15 protein-coding genes are annotated in these 18,481 nt (G+C 72.9%); 4 read left to right on the top strand and 11 right to left on the bottom strand.

Annotated elements, in window-relative coordinates; all coding sequences use genetic code 11:
- Positions 1–158 precede the first annotated feature (158 nt).
- From OG226_RS11240 to OG226_RS11260, 5 genes are all read right to left on the bottom strand, one after another.
- Positions 159–2,369 (bottom strand): SWIM zinc finger family protein, encoded by a 2,211-nt coding sequence (locus OG226_RS11240; protein ID WP_443066990.1) that lies wholly within the window; start codon positions 2,367–2,369, stop codon positions 159–161.
- Positions 2,370–2,896: 527 nt separating this feature from the next.
- Positions 2,897–5,731 carry a DEAD/DEAH box helicase gene (locus OG226_RS11245; RefSeq protein WP_329348763.1) on the bottom strand — a complete coding sequence of 945 codons (2,835 nt, stop codon included), beginning with the start codon at positions 5,729–5,731 and terminating at the stop codon, positions 2,897–2,899.
- Between the two features lie 97 nt (positions 5,732–5,828).
- Positions 5,829–6,410 carry a sugar kinase gene (locus OG226_RS11250; protein WP_328676895.1) on the bottom strand — a complete coding sequence of 194 codons (582 nt, stop codon included), beginning with the start codon at positions 6,408–6,410 and terminating at the stop codon, positions 5,829–5,831.
- The gene (locus OG226_RS11255; RefSeq protein ID WP_266774003.1) at positions 6,407–7,555 is read right to left on the bottom strand and encodes an ROK family glucokinase; all 1,149 of its coding nucleotides are present in this window, start codon (positions 7,553–7,555) and stop codon (positions 6,407–6,409) included. The genes OG226_RS11250 and OG226_RS11255 overlap by 4 nt, the downstream gene beginning before the upstream one ends.
- A 219-nt stretch (positions 7,556–7,774) precedes the next feature.
- On the bottom strand, positions 7,775–8,512 hold the full coding sequence (locus OG226_RS11260) for a GntR family transcriptional regulator (RefSeq protein WP_328686285.1): 738 nt from the start codon (positions 8,510–8,512) through the stop codon (positions 7,775–7,777).
- 130 nt (positions 8,513–8,642) lie between these two features.
- Between OG226_RS11260 and OG226_RS11265 the strand changes: the two genes are divergently transcribed.
- Positions 8,643–9,659 (top strand): Gfo/Idh/MocA family protein, encoded by a 1,017-nt coding sequence (locus OG226_RS11265; protein ID WP_328676907.1) that lies wholly within the window; start codon positions 8,643–8,645, stop codon positions 9,657–9,659.
- Positions 9,660–9,708: 49 nt separating this feature from the next.
- On the opposite strand, the gene OG226_RS11270 is transcribed toward OG226_RS11265, so the two are convergent.
- The 4 genes from OG226_RS11270 to OG226_RS11285 all read right to left on the bottom strand — a co-directional run bounded on the left by OG226_RS11270 (position 9,709) and on the right by OG226_RS11285 (position 13,847).
- The gene (locus OG226_RS11270; protein ID WP_328686286.1) at positions 9,709–10,107 is read right to left on the bottom strand and encodes a PaaI family thioesterase; all 399 of its coding nucleotides are present in this window, start codon (positions 10,105–10,107) and stop codon (positions 9,709–9,711) included.
- Between the two features lie 192 nt (positions 10,108–10,299).
- On the bottom strand, positions 10,300–11,484 hold the full coding sequence (locus OG226_RS11275; protein WP_329348764.1) for a cytochrome P450 family protein: 1,185 nt from the start codon (positions 11,482–11,484) through the stop codon (positions 10,300–10,302).
- Positions 11,485–11,549: 65 nt separating this feature from the next.
- Positions 11,550–12,230: a response regulator transcription factor gene (locus tag OG226_RS11280; RefSeq protein ID WP_328676910.1), complete on the bottom strand. Its 681-nt coding sequence runs from the start codon at positions 12,228–12,230 to the stop codon at positions 11,550–11,552.
- Between the two features lie 360 nt (positions 12,231–12,590).
- The gene (locus tag OG226_RS11285) at positions 12,591–13,847 is read right to left on the bottom strand and encodes a sensor histidine kinase (protein ID WP_329348765.1); all 1,257 of its coding nucleotides are present in this window, start codon (positions 13,845–13,847) and stop codon (positions 12,591–12,593) included.
- 259 nt (positions 13,848–14,106) lie between these two features.
- Here OG226_RS11285 and OG226_RS11290 point away from each other — a divergent pair, with 259 nt between their 5' ends.
- Positions 14,107–14,496: a ribonuclease domain-containing protein gene (locus OG226_RS11290; protein WP_328676913.1), complete on the top strand. Its 390-nt coding sequence runs from the start codon at positions 14,107–14,109 to the stop codon at positions 14,494–14,496.
- Positions 14,497–14,677: 181 nt separating this feature from the next.
- Here OG226_RS11290 and OG226_RS11295 read toward each other — a convergent pair whose 3' ends face one another.
- Both OG226_RS11295 and OG226_RS11300 read right to left on the bottom strand, forming a co-directional pair.
- Positions 14,678–15,748 carry a DUF6745 domain-containing protein gene (locus OG226_RS11295; RefSeq protein WP_328676915.1) on the bottom strand — a complete coding sequence of 357 codons (1,071 nt, stop codon included), beginning with the start codon at positions 15,746–15,748 and terminating at the stop codon, positions 14,678–14,680.
- Between the two features lie 87 nt (positions 15,749–15,835).
- On the bottom strand, positions 15,836–16,162 hold the full coding sequence (locus OG226_RS11300) for a hypothetical protein (protein WP_266867828.1): 327 nt from the start codon (positions 16,160–16,162) through the stop codon (positions 15,836–15,838).
- Positions 16,163–16,331: 169 nt separating this feature from the next.
- On the opposite strand from OG226_RS11300, the gene OG226_RS11305 reads away from it, so the two are divergent.
- Both OG226_RS11305 and OG226_RS11310 read left to right on the top strand, forming a co-directional pair.
- Positions 16,332–17,291, top strand: coding sequence for an STM4015 family protein (locus OG226_RS11305; RefSeq protein ID WP_329348766.1), 960 nt, complete (start codon positions 16,332–16,334; stop codon positions 17,289–17,291).
- Complete coding sequence (locus OG226_RS11310; protein ID WP_329348767.1) at positions 17,288–18,475, top strand: STM4014 family protein; 1,188 nt, start codon at positions 17,288–17,290, stop codon at positions 18,473–18,475. The genes OG226_RS11305 and OG226_RS11310 overlap by 4 nt, the downstream gene beginning before the upstream one ends.
- The last annotated feature ends 6 nt before the right edge of the window (positions 18,476–18,481 follow it).

The raw sequence follows: 18,481 nt of genomic DNA on the forward strand, positions 1-18,481 counted from the left end.
TGTGGGGCCCCCGGTCTCCGCACTCGGCTCCCACACATCAGTGGGGAACCCTCACATCGCCTTCACGGGACGGGGGCGGGAGCGGGGCAGTTGTGGACCGGTGCGAACGGTGACCCCGGTGGGGCTGTGTCGAAGGCCACTCCGGGGTGCTCGGCGGTTCAGAGGTCGCTGGGCGCGCCCAGACCGGTAAGTGCGCCGACCGGGTCGAGGTCGGGGGTGCCTCTGGGCCACCAGTCCTCGTGGCCCGGTTCCGATTCGTAGGCGTACCACAAACCGTCGCGGCCCAGGCGGAGTTGGACGTGGCCGTGCGGGTGGGTGAGGTGGTTGTGCCAGGGGCGGAAGGCCGGGAGGTCGGCGGCGAGGAGGAGCGGGCGGGCCCGGTCGAAGCGGCCGGCCGGCGGGTCCCAGGGCTCTTCGAGCACCGCGAGCCCTTCGATGCCGCCCTGCCGCCAGGCGGCGACCGCGCGCGCCAGCTCGGCCGTGCTGCGACCGGTGGCCTTGGCGAGGGAGGCGTAGAGAGAACGGGTGGTCACGGTCAGCCCCGAACCAGGGCGGGCCGCGGCGAGCCGCACCGCGTCCTGCCACAGCGTCAGACCCCCCACGGGGTCCCGGCCGGTACTGAGCAGCGCGTGCGCGCGGGCGGCGGCGTCGGTCGCCAACTGGTCGAGCGCGAAGGGGTCCGGGCCGCCGGGGGACGCCGGGTACACGGGAGGCTGCTCGGGGTGCGGAGGCGTGGGCAACGGGGGTGGGAGCGGGGGGAGTCGGCGCTTCCCCTGCTCCGCGAGGACGTCCGTGGCTCTTACGCCGGGGAGGGGTGCCGGTTCCTGCTCCTGGGCGGCACGGGCGGCACGGGCCGCGTTGCGGCGGGACAGGGCGTCGAGCAGGGGGCGTTCGCCCCGGCCGCGGAGCAGGAGCAGGACGAAGGGGTCGGCGTCGAGGAGGCGGGCGGTCTGGTAGCAGAGGGCGGCGGCATGCTTGCAGGGGTGACCGGAGTCGGGGCAACTGCACTGCGGGGCGAGGTCGCCGGGCCCCGGCAGCAACGAAACCCCGCACTCCGCAAGGGACTTGGGCATCTCCTTGTCGAGCAGCGCGGCGATGTGCCCCGGCCGGTCCGCGGCGGCGTCCAGGAACCGCTCCCAGTCGGCGTCGTCCAGCGTCCGCAACCGCACCTGCACGCGGTACGGCCGCGCGCGGCTGCCCCGCACATACCCGAGCACGAGCCCCGGCGTCACGGTGATCGCGTCGACGTGCCCCTTCTCCGCGTAACTCCGCCCCCGCAGCAGCCGCTTGGGATCCAGGGCGCCTTCCTCCAACGCGGTGACCCATGCGTTGCCCCACCAGGTGTCGGCGAACCGGGAGTTGGCGGCTCCGCCGCCGTCTCCGTCTGTGTCCCTGTCCGAGGGGCGAGGTGAGAAGGCGGGGAAGGTTCGGCGGAGGTCGCTGTCGCGGGAGGGGGAGGCCATGGAGGTGGGGGTTCGGGGGGTGGCGGGGGTGAGGTCGGAGTCGGGGGTGGGGACGGGGGCGGAGGTTGGGTCGAGACGGGCCGTGGGTGACGGGGGTTCGGTCCGGTCGGGTGTGCGGGCGGACGTCGGGGTGAACGCCTCGGAGTGTGAACTCCCGGGTGTCGCCCGGTCGTTGTCCGGTACGGCCGCCTCGGCAGCCGGCGTCACATCGGCCGACTCCGTCACATCGGCCGGCAACCGGAAGGCCCCGGCGAGAAAGTCCCGCAGCTCACGGGCCCCGGCCTCACCAGCGCCGCTCCGCGCAGCACGCCGCCCCTCGGAACCGGCGCCCGCACGAGACACCGGCCGGGACACCGGCTCCACTCCCCCGGCCCCGACATCCTCACGAGCCTTCCGCGCAGCACCACGGGCCGCCCGCAACGCCTCGCGCGCGGCGTCGGCGGGGCGCACCGAACCTCCGTCCGCGACGGGGTTCGGCTCCTGAACCGTGGCCGACCCGTCCTCGGACTGCTCCGCTTGACCGACTTCTCCAACTCCGCCGTCCGGAACGGTCGTTCGGGGGCGCATCGGGTCTCGCGGCCGGTCCGCTGTTCCCTCTCCCGGGCTGCCTGCCGGACCGCTCGCGGCCGTGCCCCGGGCGGAGCTGTCGCCGGGCCCGAGGGCGTCGTCCCCCGAGGCGTCTACGGCGCGCCGCTCGGCGACGGCCCGGCGCAGCGCCGCCCGTGCAGCGTCACCCGGCCGCGACCGGGCCTGGGGCTCCGCGGCCCTGTCAACTGCGGCGCGGTCCACATCCGGTGCGCGAGAAGGCCCCGGCTGCTCGGCGGCTTCCGCGTCCACCCCGTGGTTCCCACGGTCCCGCGCCGCCTGCAACGCCCGCCGCACCACGTCTGCCGGGCTCTCCTCCAGCGGGGAGTACTGCGCCTCCGGCGTTTCGTCCACCGGGTCCTGGGACGCCTCCCCCGTCGGGGGTCCATGGGTCTCGGCCGCTTCTTCCACCAGCCCCTGCACTGCCTCCGCCGCTGAGGGACGACGCGCCTCGACCCCGCCTTCCGCCGGGCCCTCCGACGCCTCCACAGCTCGCGCCACCGAGGCCTCGTCCTCCACCAACACCGTCACCTCGACCACCCGGCGACGCGCCCCGGCCGTTGCGCCCGCCGCGCCTAGCGACCGACCCACCTCCAGATGCCGCCCCACCTCGGACACCTCGTCCGCCGGGCCCGGCAACACACCTGCGGTTCCTCCCGCCGCCGCTTCGTCCACCCCCTGCTCGTCCTCCACCGGCGCCGTCACCTCGACCACCCGGCGACGCGCCCCGGCCGTTTCATCCGCCTGGTTCCGCGACTCCTCCGCCACTTGCTCGACCAACGCCCTCACGTCACCGGCCCGGCGAACCTCGTCGGCCCCGTGAACCGTCCCCGCCTCCGCACCCCTCGTCACTCCGACCTCCGCAACGACACCAGGTCCGACAAGTCCCGATCCGACAGCTCGGTCAGTGACGACTCCCCGGAGCCGAGGATCGCGTCTGCCAACGCCCGCTTGGATTCGAGCATTTCGGCGATGCGGTCCTCCACCGTGCCCTCGGTGATGAGGCGGTGGACCTGGACCGGCTGGGTCTGGCCGATGCGGTAGGCGCGGTCGGTGGCCTGTTCCTCTACGGCCGGGTTCCACCAGCGGTCGAAGTGGACGACGTGGCCTGCGCGGGTGAGGTTCAGGCCGGTGCCCGCTGCCTTCAGGGAGAGGATCAGGACCGGGGTCGCGCCCGCCTGGAAGCGGTCCACCATGCGCTCCCGTTCCGGGACCGGTGTGCCGCCGTGGAGCAGCTCCACCGGGATCGCGCGGGCCGACAGGTGGGCGGTGATGAGGCGGGCCATGCCCACGTACTGGGTGAAGACGATCGCGGAGCGGTCCTCGGACAGCAGCGTGTCCAACAGCTCGTCCAGCAGGGCGAGTTTGCCCGAGCGGGCAGTCAGGCGGTCTCCGGTGGCCTGTGCTGCCGTGTGGTCCTCCTTCAGGTACAGCGCCGGGTGGTCGCAGATCTGTTTGAGGGAGGTGAGGAGCTTCAGGACGAGGCCCCGGCGGGCGATGCCCTCCGTCGTCTCGATGGCCAGCATCGACTCCCGTACCACCGCTTCGTACAGCGAGGCCTGTTCGCGGGTGAGGGGAACCGGGTGGTCCGTCTCCGTCTTGGGCGGCAGTTCGGGAACGATGCCCGGGTCGGACTTCTTGCGGCGCAGCAGGAACGGGCGGACCAGGCGGGCGAGCCGGGCCACCGCCTCCTCGTCCTCGCCGTTCTCCACCGCACGCGCGTGCCGGGCCCGGAAGGACTTCAGGGGGCCGAGGAGTCCGGGGGTCGTCCAGTCCAGCAGGGCCCAGAGTTCGGAGAGGTTGTTCTCCACGGGGGTACCGGTCAGCGCCACGCGCGCGGGGGTCGGGATCGTACGCAGGGCCTTCGCGGTCGCCGAGTACGGGTTCTTGACGTGCTGGGCCTCGTCCGCGACGACCATGCCCCACTGCTGTTGGGCGAGAGTGGGTGCCGCCGAGCGCATCGTGCCGTACGTCGTGAGGACGAAGCCGCCGGTCAGGTCCTCCAGGGTGCGGTCCGCGCCATGGAAGCGGCGGACGGGGACTCCGGGGGCGAAGCGGGTGATCTCGCGCTGCCAGTTGCCCAGGAGGGAGGCGGGGCAGACCACCAGGGTGGGGGCGTGGTGGGCCCGCCGCAGGTGCAGGGCGATGAGGGTGATCGTCTTGCCCAGGCCCATGTCGTCGGCCAGGCAGCCGCCCAGGCCGAGGGAGGTCATGAGGTCGAGCCAGGCCAGGCCCCGGAGTTGGTAGTCCCGGAGGGTCGCGTCCAGTCCCGGGGGTGGCTCCGCGGGCCGGATGCCGGCCGTGAGGCGGTCGCGCAGGGTCGCCAACGCGCCCACCGGGACGGCCTCCACCCGCTCGCCGTCGACCTCCGCCGTGCCGGTGAGCGCGACGGACAGCGCGTCCACCGGATCGAGCAGGCCCAGTTCGCGTTTACGGGCCTTGCGGACGAGGGTCGGGTCGACCAGCACCCACTGGTCCCGGAGGCGTACGACCGGACGGTGGGCCTCGGCCAGCATGTCCATCTCGGCCTCGGTGAGCGGGTCGCCGCCGAGCGCCAACTGCCAGCGGAACTGGAGGAGTTCCTCGCTCTCGAAGAAGCCCGTGCCGTCGGTCGCGGAGCCCGGCGCCGACCGGACCACGGCGGACACCGTCAGGTCCTGTGCCAGGTCCCGGGGCCAGTGGACGGCGACCCCGGCCGCCCCGAGCCGCGTGGCCGCCACGCCGAGCAGGTCGCCCAACTCCTCCTCGGAGAGGGCGAGTACGTCCGGCACGTCCAACTCGGAGAGACGGTCCAGCGGAGGCCACACGCGCGCGGCCCGCCGTACGGCCAGCGCGGCGTCCACGCGCGCGCGGGGGCCGAAGGCGGTGTCGGCCGTGCCCGCCCACAGGGCCGCCGCGTCGACCACGAGGGTCGGGTCGGCGAGGCTGTGCACCTGGACGATCGCCGCGCCCGCGCTGCGCACCCGCCCGCCGTCGTCGAACAGGTCGTACGCCGACAGATCCAGGCGGAGCGAGATCCGCACGCCCGCGTCCATGCCGGCGGCGACCTCCGCCGCCCAGTCCTGGGCGTCGCGCAGCCGCTGGGGCGCGCGGGCCGCGAAGGGCATCCCGGAGGTGTACGGGGCGGCCGGGGTGCGGGGCAGGGTGTCCGCGACCGCGTCCAGGAAGGACCGCATCAGCGCCTCGGGCTCGGGCAGCCGCAGCGGGCCCGGGCCGGGCAGCGGGACCGCGTGGCCCTCGTACGGAAGGGCCGCCGCCACCGCGCGGACGTGCGCGATGTCCTCCGGCTCCAGGGGCCCCGCGCGCCACGCGTCGTGGCCGGTGGCGGTGAGGCCGGGAAGCAGTCGGCCACGCGCCGCGAGCCGTAGCGCGTGCAGGGCGGCGGCACCCCAGCAGGCCGTGGCGGGATGGGCGGCGGGGTCACGGCGGGCGCGCACGAGCAGGGGCAGGGCCGCTTCGATCGGCAGGGTCAGCGCGGAGGCGGACCTGCGGCGGACCGCGGCGCCCTGTCGGCGTACCACGGTCAACTCGGTCTGTTCCACGCCCGGTTCCGCTTCGGGGAGTGCGCGCTCGCCGTCGGGGTCCCAGAAGGCGATGCGGCCCTCGCGCGGGACGACGGGCGACGGCAGGAAGACCGCGGCCAGCCGTACGGAGATCTGCTCCGTCGATGCCGTGTCCGTCATACGTCCTGTCACCTCCCGCCCGTCAGTCGTGTCAGCTGTCTTCGACTCTACGGGCGGGGTCTGACAATCGGCCCCGGCGACCGGCCGGGGCCACCTGCTAGGGAACCGTGCGGGAGACGACGTAGACCATGGGGAGCTTGGGGTCGGACAGGTTCACCACGATGTCCTGGGTGGGGGCCGGGTCCTTCTGTTTGTTGACGACGCCCCACCAGGGGCCGGGGCGGGTGAACTTCCAGCCGGTGATCTTCTGGTCGCGGGCGCTGATGGTGATGTCGTTCTTCTTCAGCGTGTCCCGGTCGACGCCTACGCCGGCGAGGAAGGTGTCCAGGCCGGCGTCACTGGTCTGGAACTGGACGTAGAGGCGGCTGGTCTTCCAGTTGTTGGTCTCGTAGAACGCGACCTCTTCGGCCGGGTGCGGGACCGGTACCTGGTAGAGGCGCCGCTGCACCTTGGAGGGCCAGCCCACGGTGAGCCCGGTCGCCGAGTACTTGTCCTCTTTGTCCTTGCCGCTGTTGCGGCTCTGGTTGGCCGAGATCGCCAGATAGACGGCCGGTACGCCGATGAGCAGCACGATGATGAGCAGGGTGATCGCTCGGCGGCGGGCCTTGTGGCGGGGGTCCTCGGGCGGTCGGGGCGGTTCGTCCCGGGGCATGGCCTGGCGGGGCAGCGATGCGGTCATGCCGTGTCCTGGCTGCCGCGCCGGAACTCCGCGAACCGCTCGTAGCGCTCGTACCGCTCGACCCGGCGGCGCTTGGCGCGGCGGAAGCGGCGGGCGACCAGCCGGGCGAGGTCGGCGGCGCCGACCATGCCGGCCTCGGGGCCGAGCTGGGCGCGCACTATGCGGGCCTCGGGGCGGTAGCCGCGGCCGGTGAGCTGCCGCTTGAACGCGTCCCGCGCGGGGCCGATCAGCAGGTCGTCGGCGGCCGAGACACCGCCGCCGATCACGAAGCAGGACGGGTCGAGGGCGGCGGCGAGGTTGGCGATGCCGACGCCGAGCCACTGGCCGATGTCCTGGAGCAGCTCGATGCACATCGCGTCGCCCTCGCGGGCCAGCTCGGTGATCATCGGCCCGGTGATGTCGCCGATGTTGCCCTTGACGTGCTCGATGATCCCGTACGCCACCGGGGAGTCGGCCGCGGCCAGCTCGCGGGCCTCCCTGACCAGCGCGTTGCCGGAGCTGTACTGCTCCCAGCAGCCGCGGTTGCCGCACGCGCAGCGGTGGCCGCCGGGGACGACCTGCATATGGCCGAACTCGCCGGCGACGCCGTACTTGCCGCGCTTGACCTGGCCGTCCTCCAGGATCGCGCCGCCGATGCCGGTGCCGAGCGTGATCATGACGAGGTGGTCCTCGCCGCGGCCCGCGCCGAAGCGCCACTCGGCCCAGGCGGCGGTGTTCGCGTCGTTGTCCACCAGGACCGGCACGGAGAGCCTGCTTGTGATGCGGTCCCTGAGGGGCTCGTTCCGCCACGACAGGTGGGGGGCGAACAGGACGCGGTTGCGCTCTGCGTCGACCCAGCCGGCCGCGCCGATGCCGACCGCGTGCACGTCGTGCCGGTCGGACAGGTCCAGGACCAGTTCGACGATGGTGTCCTCGACGACCTTGGGGCTCTTGGACTTGTCCGGGGTCTCCGTGCGGAGCTTCTCCAGGATGTTGCCGTCGGCGTCCACGACGCCCGCCATGACCTTGGTGCCGCCGATGTCGATGCCGACGGTGGGCACACGGGGGGCCGTGAGGTGCGACCTCCGCTCGCGGGTGCCGACCGTCCTCAGTGCGGGGGCACGCCGGGAGCCTATAGGGGCGCTGAAGTTGCCGTAGGTGCTCATCGGGCCCGATTCTGCCTCACCGTGACGGTCGGTGCTGTGCGGGGGCGTGAAGGGGGATACGGATCGTTGTCCTGTGCGGGTTCGTCGTGGCTGGTCGCGCCCCGCGGCGGAGCCGCATATCGACACAGCCCCGCGCCCCTGAAGGGGCGCCGTCGTGGACGCCGATCGCATCTTATTGTCCGGACATTACGACGAACGTCGCGGGCGGAATGGTGCGCTCTAGGGACGTACCAGGAGCTGGAACTCGAACGAATAGCGCGTCGGCCGATAGGTGTGGCTGCCGAACTCCACCGCTCGGCCCGTGTCGTCGAACGTGGTGCGCTGCATGGTGAGCAGGGGGGCACCCTCGGGCTCGGCCAGGCGTTCGGCCTCCTCCGCCGTGGCGCCGCGGGCGCCGATGGACTGGCGGGCGCTGTGCAGGGTGATCCCGGCGGTACGCATCATGCGGTACAGGCCGGTGGCCTCCAGCTGCGGAGTGTCCAGGTCGAGGAGGCCGAGCGGCAGGTGGTTGGACAGGTAGGCCATCGGCTCGCCGTGCGCGAGGCGCAGCCGGTCGATGCGGTGCACGTCGCTGTCCTCGGCCACGCCGAGTGCCGCCGCGACCTCGGCCGACGCCGTGACGATGCTGTTGACGAGGACCTTCGTGGCGGGGCGCTGCCCGGCCGCCTCCAGGTCGTCGAAGAGGCTGCTGAGTTCCAGCGGGCGTTTGACCTGGCTGTGCACGACCTGGGTGCCCACGCCCCGTCGGCGCACCAGGAGGCCCTTGTCGACCAGTGACTGGATGGCCTGGCGGACGGTGGGCCGGGACAGGCCGAGCCGGGCCGCCAGTTCGATCTCGTTGCCCAGCAGGCTGCCGGGGGTGAGCGAGCCGTGTTCGATCGCGGCCTCCAGCTGTTGGGACAGCTGGAAGTACAACGGCACCGGGCTGCTCCGGTCCACGCTGAGCTCAAGCGGCACGGTCGGGTCCACATCTGGTTTCGGCACGGGCCCGAGCGTAGCTGTGTGAATGGTTGACGGGAAGTGATGTAGTTCGATTGTCCGGACATACGCATTGACAGCGTGGCTGGTCGGCCCTCAGTTTGTTCACATGCGCATCGGAGTCATCGGTACGGGCCGCATCGGGACCATCCATGCCAGGACGCTCAGCCGTCATCGCGAGGTCGGTTCGCTGATCCTCACGGATGTGGACCCGGCAAGGGCCCAGGAGCTGGCGAACCGGCTGGGGGAAACGGCGGCACCGAGTACGGAGGAGATCTTCAAGTGGGGCGTGGACGCCGTGGTGATCACTACGGCGACGTCGGCGCACGCCGAATTGATCGGGAGAGCGGCGCGGTCCGGGCTCCCGGTGTTCTGCGAGAAGCCCATCGCCCTGGACCTGCCGGGCTCGTTGCAGGCGATCTCCGAGGTCGAGACAGCCGGAACGGTCCTGCAGATGGGGTTCCAGCGCCGGTTCGACGCGGGCTACACGGGCGCCCGGGAGGCGGTGCGCTCCGGGCGGCTCGGGCGACTGCACACCGTCCGGGCGATGACCTCCGATCAGACGCCTCCCCCGGCCGCCTACCTGCCGATCTCCGGCGGGCTGTACCGCGACACCCTGATCCACGACTTCGACATGCTGCGCTGGGTGACCGGGCACGAGGTCGTCGACGTGTACGCGACCGGTTCGGACGCCGGTCCCGCGATGTTCCGCGAGGCCCGTGACATCGACACGGCCGCGGCGGTCCTCACGCTGGACGACGGCACGCTCGCCACGACGACGGCCGCGCGCCTGAACGGGGCGGGCTACGACGTCCGCATGGAACTCGCCGGGGAGCTGGACCAAGTCGTCGTCGGCCTGGACGACCGCACGCCGATCGCTTCCACCGAGCCGACCGGCCCCCCGGCCGCGACCAAGCCGTGGACCGGCTTCCTGGAGCGCTTCGGGCCCGCCTACGAGGCCGAGCTGATCGCCTTCGTGGAGGTCGTCGTCGGCCAGCGCACCAACCCGTGCGACGGCCGCGAGGCCCTGCAGGCGCTGCGCATCGCCGAGGCCTGCGAAGTGTCCAGACGCGAACACAGACCGGTCCGCCTCGCGGAGATCGCGGGCGCCTTCCCCTACAGCTGAGCAGCCGTGTCGTGGACGGCGATCCGTCCCGCTCCCTTTCAGGGGGCGCTCAGGACGTACGGACCGCAAGCACCGTCCCCTGGGCGACCGCGCAGAGGGACTCCGTGCCGTCGTCGGCGACCGCGAGGACGTCGCAGCGGACCACGGCCTGGCGGCGGCCGGCCTGCACGACCTCCGCATGGGCGCGCAGGACGCGGCCGGTGGCCGGGCGGACGTACTGGATGGAGAGGCCGCCGGTGAGGACCGCGGGGCCCAGTGCCGTGCCGCCGGCGAAGGTGAGCGCGTTGTCGGCGGCGTAGGCGAGCACTCCGCCGTGCACGAAGCCGTTCTGCTGCTGGAGGTCCTCCCGGATGTCGATCTCCAGCGTGGCGACGCCGTCCCCGAAGGCACTCAGCCGCGCGCCGATCAGCCTGCTGAAGGGCTGACTCTCCAGCGCCTTCCGAGCCATGGTCAGGTCGAACTCGGCGAACTCGGCGCTTGCGGTCACGAGGGCGGTCCTCCTACGGGGTCCACGATTTCTACGACTGTCACGACTGCCGCGACGTCAACGGCCTCTGCGGCTACGGCAGTTGCTGCCGAGGTTGCTGTACCTACGGCCTTCAGGGCTCCGCCGTCGCTACGGCCGCCCCGTGCAGCCGTTCTACCAGCGCACCGGCAGGGCGCGCATCCCGCGCATCAGCATGCCCGGGAGCCAGTCGCCGGGCGGGCCGTCCAGGGAGAGGGCGGGGGCGCGCTCCAGCAGGGCGCGTATCGCCGTGCGGGCTTCGAGGCGGGCCAAGGGGGCGCCGAGGCAGTAGTGGATGCCGTGGCCGAAGGCGAGGTGGCCGCGGGGGTCGCGGCGGATGTCGAAGCGGTCCGGGGCGGGGAAACGGTGCCCGTCGCGGTCGGCGGCGGTCAGGCCGACCATGACCGGATCGCCCCGCTCCATCGAGGTGCCGGCGATCTCCAGGGGCTCCGCGGCGAACCGGAACGTGCCGTTCTCCACCGGGCCCTCGTAGCGCAGCATCTCCTCGACCGCGCCGTCGAGGAGGGTCATGTCGGCGCGCAGGGCGGCGAGTTGGTCCGGGTGGGTGAGCAGGGCGTGGATGCCGCTGGTGAGGAGGTTGACGGTGGTCTCGTGGCCGGCGATGAGCAGGATGAAGGCCATGCCCCGCAGTTCCCGCGGGGAGAGCCGGTCACCGTCCTCGGCTGTGGTGCGGATCAGGTCGCTGAGCAGGTCGCCGCTGGGCCCGGCGCGGCGTTTGTCCTCGATCAGGTCGCCGAGGTATGCGGCGAGCCGTACGAACGCGTCGTACTCGGTGCCCGAACTGCTGGGCGCGACCGCCTCCGTGGACAGCTTGCGGAACTCCGCGCGGTCCGGCTCGGGCACGCCCAGGAGTTCGCAGATCACGGTGATCGGCAGCGGGTAGGAGAGCGCCTCGACGAGGTCGGCGCGGCCGGACGGCAGCATGGCGTCGAGCAGGTCGTCGGTGATCCGCTGGACGCGCGGGCGCAGTTCCTCGACCCGGCGCATGGTGAACGAGCGGGTGATCAGCCCGCGCAGGCGGGTGTGGTCCGGTGGGTCGGTGGTCAGCAGGTATCTGCCGATCAGCTCCTCGTCGAGGAACGTCACCCCGATCTTGCCGCCGTCCTTGGCCAGCCTCGGGTCGGCCAGCGCGGCGCGCGCCTCCTCGTACCCCACGATCAGCCAGGTCACGTGGTGCGCGTCCGGCGCCGGCAGCCGTACGCGGTGCACCGGGCCCGACTTCCGCAGCATGGCGTACACCTGGTGCGGGTCCCGCCGGAACGCCTCGCCGAACTCCCCCAGGTCGATCACTTCGGCCATGCCTACCCCCTCCTGGTCGATCTCCCGAGGTCTCCCAGTGCAGTGGGAACGGACGACGTGCGCCGCTAGTGCCCGCCCTCCCCGTCCTCTTCGAGCAGACCCGCGTCGTACGCCAACAGGGCGATCTGCACTCGGTTGTTGAGGTCCAGCTTGGCCAGGATGCGCGAGACGTGGGTCTTGACGGTGGCGACGCTCATGAAGAGGCCGGTGGCGATCTCGGCGTTGGCGAGGCCCTGGCCGACGGCCACGGCGACCTCGCGTTCGCGGTCCCCCAGGGCGGCGATGCGCTCACGCGCGCGTGCCCGACGGGTGTCGGTGGCGGTGCCCGCCGCGTGCTCCATCAACTGGCGGGTGACCGCGGGCGACAGCACGGGATCGCCGGCCGCGACCCGGCGTACCGCGTCGAGGATCTCGGCGGGCGGGGTGTCCTTGAGGACGAAGCCGGCGGCGCCCGCGCGGAGGGCCCGTAGCACCTGCTCGTCGGCGTGGAAGGTGGTGAGGACGACGATCTGGGGAGCGTCGCCGCGGGCGCACAACCGCTCCGTCGCCGTCAGCCCGTCGACCGACGGCATACGGATGTCCATCAGGACGACGTCCGGGTGGACGCGGTCGACGAGTTCCTCGACCTCGCTGCCGTCGGCGGCCTCGCCGACGATCTCGATGTCGGCGGCGCCGCCCATCATGAAGGACAACCCGGCCCGCACCAGCGGGTCGTCGTCGACAAGGAGCAGTCTGATCGCAGTCATGGGGCTACGTAACCACGACGACGCGGCGGTCGGTGGCGCGGTCCGCGGTGCCGGGCGGGGCGCCCAGGGAGGCGTGCGCCCAGCGGCTGCCGCGGCGGCACGAGCGGGTTGATCCTCGGGGAGCGGCTCCGGGGCGGCCGGACGGCAGTGCGACCGGTGCTCCACGGCAGCGTCCCGGACACCCTGACCCAGCCGCCGTCCTACGCCAACACGTGCGCGGAGACGGCCAATTGGCCGGAGTCCGCGTGGGCGGCGCCGGAGCGGACCGGGCCGCGCGGCGCGCACTCCCCCACCGCACTCCCTGAGCGACCTCCATCCTCCTTGCCCAGAAGGGGAGTTACCCGTGGCGCCGAACGAGCCTCATCCCCAGGGCAGCCAGGCCCGCACCCGGAATCCCCCGCCCTCCTCCGGCCCGTGCTCCAACCGTCCCCCCGCCAACGTCGCCCGCTCGGTCAGCCCGATCAACCCCTGGCCGGAACCGGGGACATGGGGCACCTCGCCCTCCGGGGGCGGGTTGCGTACGACGATCACCAGGCCTTCGCCCGGGGTGCCGGTGACCGTCACCGTGACCTCCGTGCCCGGGGCGTGTTTGCGGGCGTTGGTGAGGGCCTCCTGGGCGATGCGGTAGGCGGTGCGGCCGACCGAGGCGGGGACCGCGGCGGGGTCGGTGACCCGGTTGGCGAGGGTGACCTTCATGCCGGCCTCGCGGGACTCGGTGACCAGCGCGTCCAGGGCGCCGAGCGTGGGTTGCGGGCGGCCCGTGTCGTCGGGCTCGCCCGCGCGCAGGACGCCGATGATCTCCCGCAGGTCCTGGAGCGCCTCGTGGGCGCTCTCCCGGATGACACCGGCTGCCCGCGCGACCTCCTCGCGGGGTGCGTCAGGGCGGAACTCCAGCGCCCCCGCGTGCACGCTCAGCAGGGTCAGCCGGTGCGCGAGCACGTCGTGCATCTCGCGCGCGATGGCCTCGCGGGCGAGCCGCTGGGCCTGCTCGGCACGCAGCTCCGCCTCCGTCTCGGCGCGCCGGGCGCGGTCGCGCAGGCTCAGCATGAGCTGCCGCTTGGAGCGCACGAACATGCCCCAGCCGATGACGGTGAGGGTGAGCAGTTCGGTGAACACGACCGCGCCGGCGTACGGCAGATCGGGGTCCGGGCGCAGCCAGAAGAACAGCGGGGCCAGGACGAGTTGGACGGCGCCGACCCAGGCGACGTAGCGGAAGGGGCGGTGCACGGCGAGGGTGAACACGGCGACCATGGCGGCGCCGCCCGCCGTGTTCGACACGAACCCGACGGGGATCATCGTGACCGCGAGACCGACCGGCCAGCGGCGGCGCAGCCACACCGCGCCGCAGGCGAGGACCCCGAAGAACTGGTCCACGACGGCGAGGGAGTGCGGGGTCGCGCTGTCGCTGTCGAGGGTCTGCGCGGCGGCGAGCCCGATGCCCACGGCCAGCAGGAAGCAGCAGACGTCGACGACCCAGTCGCGTGCGGTACGGCGGGACCGTCCGCGCCGTTCGACGTCGGGGTCGAGCTCGTCCGCCACGGCCGACGGCAGCAGCCATCGGCGCCCCGCGAACGCCTGCGGTACCTTCGCGGTCCTGTCACCTGTCACGGTCGACAAATCTATGCGGGTCCGGGCCTGGTCACCCACCCGTGCGGGGGAACGGCGACCAAAGTCGCGCGATCACAGACTTTCGGCGGACACGCCTCGCCCCGCGCCCTTCGGACGGGCGGTTCGGGGACAAGGTTCCCTGCCCGTGCGCGGACCGTGTGGAGACGGCGCGCGCCAGGTTAACTCCCTGAAAACTCATCGGACTTGGCGGGAAAATCTCCGCTGTTGTCATTGACATGCCACTATCTACGCGCGTCATCATGAACGCATGAGATTCCCCCCACGGATCACCGGCATCGGCGCAGCAGCCGCCGTCCTGTCCGCTCTCCTCGTCGGCGGCACCGTCGCCACCGCGACTCCGGCCGCCGCCGCGGTCGGCAGCATCTGTTACAGCGCCCTGCCTTCCCAGGCGTACGACACGCTCGGCCTGATCGCGACGAACGGTCCCTTCCCCTACTCGCAGGACGGCGTCGTCTTCCGCAACCAGGAAGGCGTCCTCCCCAGCCAGACGTCCGGCTATTACCACGAGTACACGGTCAAGACTCCTGGCTCGTCCACGCGAGGAGCGCGCCGCATCGTCACCGGAAAGAAGACCCAGGAGGACTACTACACCTCGGACCACTACGTCACCTTCAACCTGATCAACTTCGGCTGCTGAGCCGATCGGTCAGGTACAACCCCTGAAGGAACGACGTGCCCGGCTGCAGGTCCGGCCCGTAGCCACCTGGGCGGCAGATCTGAGAGTCCCCACCGGCTGCACCATCGCTCACCCCTCGCCCCGCGGCTCCCCCCACGTTCATGGGTCGCGGGGCGAGGCACGTCCTGCCGCCGGGGGGCTCTCAGGTCTGCCGCTCGGGTGCGTACGCCTCGGCGTCCAGGCCGAAGGTCCAGGCCACCCCCGCTCGGGCCGTGCGCGTCGACGGGGGGACCCGTAGCCAGTACGTGCGGTGGGTGCCGTCGGGTTCCGGTGTGGAGTTGAGGACCTCCACCATGACCACGGGCTCGTCGTCGGCCAGGTCGATCCGCCACAGCGTGCCCGTCTCGTCCCGGTGCAGGGGGCGGGCGCCCGAATCGGTGAGGTACCGGTCGTAGCCGTAGTACTCCAGCATCACACGGCGCAGTTCGGCGTTCTCCTCGGCGCGGACGCGTTCCGGGGTCAGCGTGGGCAGTTCGGCCAGGAAGGCGGCCGGAACCGGCATGCCGCGCCAGGCGTGCAGGGCGAAGCCGTCCGGGTAGGCGAGTGCCGGGCCGTCCCCGTGGTCCAGTCGTCCCGCCTCGTCGCGGTGGAGGGCCGAGGGGCGCTCCGACAGCACGGCGACCCGCGCGAACGGCCACCACCAGCCGGCGCTGCGGCACACCGCGGACAGCGCGTCGATCGGGCCGTCGGCGGCGGGGAACGCCGCGAGCCACGGCGCGTCGTGCTGTCCGAGCACGGCGTCCAGGAGGATCAGCCGGATCTTCGCGGCCTCCTTCCCGGTGGTGCCTCCGGCCAGTTCCTCGATCACGCCGGTACGGATCCGGTCCACCAGGGCCTGCGTCGACGGCCACAGCCGTCCGCCGGTCGCCGCCCAGTGCGCCGACCACCCCGCGGGCCCCAACTCGGTGTGCAGCCGCCGTCTCGCCGCGGCCCACGGCGCACTGCGCACCGCGTCCCGGACGCTCGGGCCCCGGTCCGCCCGCTCCCGGAGAAGTGCGACCGCCGCGCGGGGCGAACCCGCCCACACCACGCGCTCCGGTTCCGCGAGTCCCGCCAGCCGGTAGGCCCGCCGGACGCCCTCCTCGGCACGCGCCCGGTCCGCGGGACCCGTCGCCGAGGCCCACGCCCGCCACTCCGCGAGGTCACCGGAGGGCCCGGTCACCACGCTCCCCGCCGCCGAGTCCGGTGTGCCGCCCGACTTCAGATCCGTCATCCTGTCCACCCCTGTGTCCGTCCCGCTCACGTGCGCTTCCTCCGCGCCCCGCCCAGTCCTGTCGTGATGCCGGTGCGTCCCGGTCGCTCAGTCGGCCACGATCCGTACGGACCCGGGCACGTACTCCCGCTGTCTGACGACCCGGAACCACCCCTTGGGCAGCACGATGACCGCGTGCTCCTCGTGCACCACCCGCCCGCCCTGGGGAAGATGGAGCAGCAACGGCCCGTAGGGGCCCGGCTCGCGCACCAACTCCCCCGGTCCGACGACCGCGTGGGCATGCCCCGTCACCTCTCCCAGCGCCAGCACGAGCCGCCCGCGTCCGTCACGCCGCTCCCTCGGGGCGTGTGCCGCGTGAGCGGGCACCGCGTCCTGCGCGACCGGCACGATCAGCACGTCTCCCTGTCGGTACATGGCTGTCCCCTCACCGCCGGGTGCGCAGCGCACCGGCTTCATGACCACGACGTTAGGCGTCACCACTGACAACGGCCCGGGCCCGCCCCCGCCGAACGGCACTGTCAGTGGCGGTTGGTAGAAATGCGGCACCACAGACCACGCACACTTCCTTCTCAGGAGCGGCCGCATGACCATCGGTGAGCACCTCGACGCGCTGCACGGGCTGCCCGCGTTCACCTTTCCCGGGCCGGGTGCCCCGACCGACCGGCTGCCCGAGCCGGACTCGGTCGCCTGGCGCCTGGACAGCGACGTGTACGACGCCGACGAGGCGTGGGCCGACCTGTTCACCCGCTTCCGTGCCGCCGTCGACACGAACCGGGTCCGGGCGCTGATCATCGGCCCCTGGCAAGACGCCTACGACAGCGCGCCCACCGAGATCTTCGAGGCGCTGGTGGAGTCCCGGGACGCCTTCCCCGCGCTGCGCGCGCTGTTCGTCGGCGACCTGACGATGGAGGAGTCCGAGATCTCCTGGATCAACCAGACCGACGTCGCACCGCTGCTCAACGCCTACCCGGCGCTGGAGGAGTTCGGTGTGCGCGGCGGCACCGGGCTGGAGTTCACCGCGCTGCGGCACGGCGCCCTGCGCCGGCTGGTGGCGGAGACGGGCGGACTGCCCGTCGGGGTGGTGCGCGGCATCGGCGCCAGTGACCTGCCCGCCCTGGAGCACCTCGACCTGTGGCTGGGCACCCCGGACTACGGCGGTGACAGCGAGGCCGCCGACCTGGAGCCGATCCTGTCCGGTGCGCGGCTGCCGCGCCTGCGTCATCTGGCCCTGCGCAACAGCGAGATGCAGGACGCGGTGGCCGCCGCGGTCGCCGCCGCCCCGGTGGTGGAGCGCCTGGAGGTGCTGGACCTGTCGATGGGCGTGCTGACCGACGAGGGCGCCGTAGCGCTGTTGAGCGGGCAGCCGCTGACGCATCTCAAGAAGCTGGATCTGCACCACAACTACCTCACCGAGGCCGTCGCGGAGCGGGTACGGCAGACGCTGGTGCCGGTGGGCGTGGACGTCGACCTGGACCGTGACGACGCCGAGGAGGACACGGAGGACGACGGCACGGTCTGGCGCTACGTCGCCGTCGGGGAGTGACCGCGTCCACCGCGGCCGGGCCGATCGCCACCGCGTCGTCCGCCCGCACCGGGCCCCGGTTCGCGGTGGTCGGCAACCCCGAGAACCGCAGGGTGTCCCTCTTCGCGGACGCCGTGCGCGCGGCCGGGCTGCCCGCACCCCGCGTCGTCGCCTGGACGGACGTCCTGCGCGAGCGGGGAGCGGACTTCGCGGCCGACGAGTTCGTCCGGGTCGACTCGCCCGGCGAGAACCCCGAGGTCGACCGGCTGCTGCGGGACGCCTCGGACCCGACCCGGGTCGAGGGCTCGGCCCGCTGGTACACGCGGTTCACCGCCGCGCTGCGCACGCTCCGCGGCGGCATCCCCCTCGCCGACCCGGACGACCTGGCGGCACTGTTCGACAAACGGGCGTGTCACGCCGCGCTCGACACGGCCGGCGTGCCCGTCCCGGACTCCCCCACGTCGGGTCCGCACGGCGCGCGCGTGCACGGCTGGGACGACGTACGGGCGCTGATGCGCGAGCACCGGATGCCCCGGCTGTTCGTCAAGCCCGCCCACGGCTCGTCGGCCTCGGGCGTCCTCGCCGTCGAGACGGCCGGCGGCGGCCGGATCAGGGCCACCACGTCCGTCGAGACCGGTCCGGACGGCACGCTCCACAACTCCCTTCGGGTGCGGCGGTATCACGACGAGCGGGACGTCGCCCGCATCGTGGACGCGCTGGCCCCGGACGGGCTGCATCTCGAACGCTGGGTGCCGAAGGCCTCCCAGGCGGGCCGGGCCGCTGATCTCCGCGTGGTCGTCGTGGCCGGCCGGGCCACCCACGCGGTGGTGCGCACCAGTCGCTGGCCGCTGACCAACCTGCATCTGGGCGGCAGCCGCGGCGATCTCGACGGCGTTCGACGGGCCGTCACCGCCGCGGGCGCCCGGTGGTCGGACGTCCTGGACGTGTGCGAGCGCGCCGCGTCCTGCTTTCCGCGCACGCTGTGCGTGGGGGTCGACCTGCTGCCGGCCGTGGACTGGCGCCGCAGCTTCGTCGGCGAGGTCAACGCCTTCGGCGACCTGCTGCCCCGGCTCACCGGACTGCCCGGCAGTGGCGCCGAGGGTCTGGACACCTACGGCGCGCAGGTGGCGGCCGTCCTGCGCGCACCGGCCGGAAGCGGCCCGCGTCACCCGTACAGAACAGGAACAGGAACAGCCCATGCCTGAGCCCGA

The organism is Streptomyces sp. NBC_01261 (assembly GCF_036226385.1).
Taxonomy (GTDB): Bacteria; Actinomycetota; Actinomycetes; order Streptomycetales; family Streptomycetaceae; genus Streptomyces.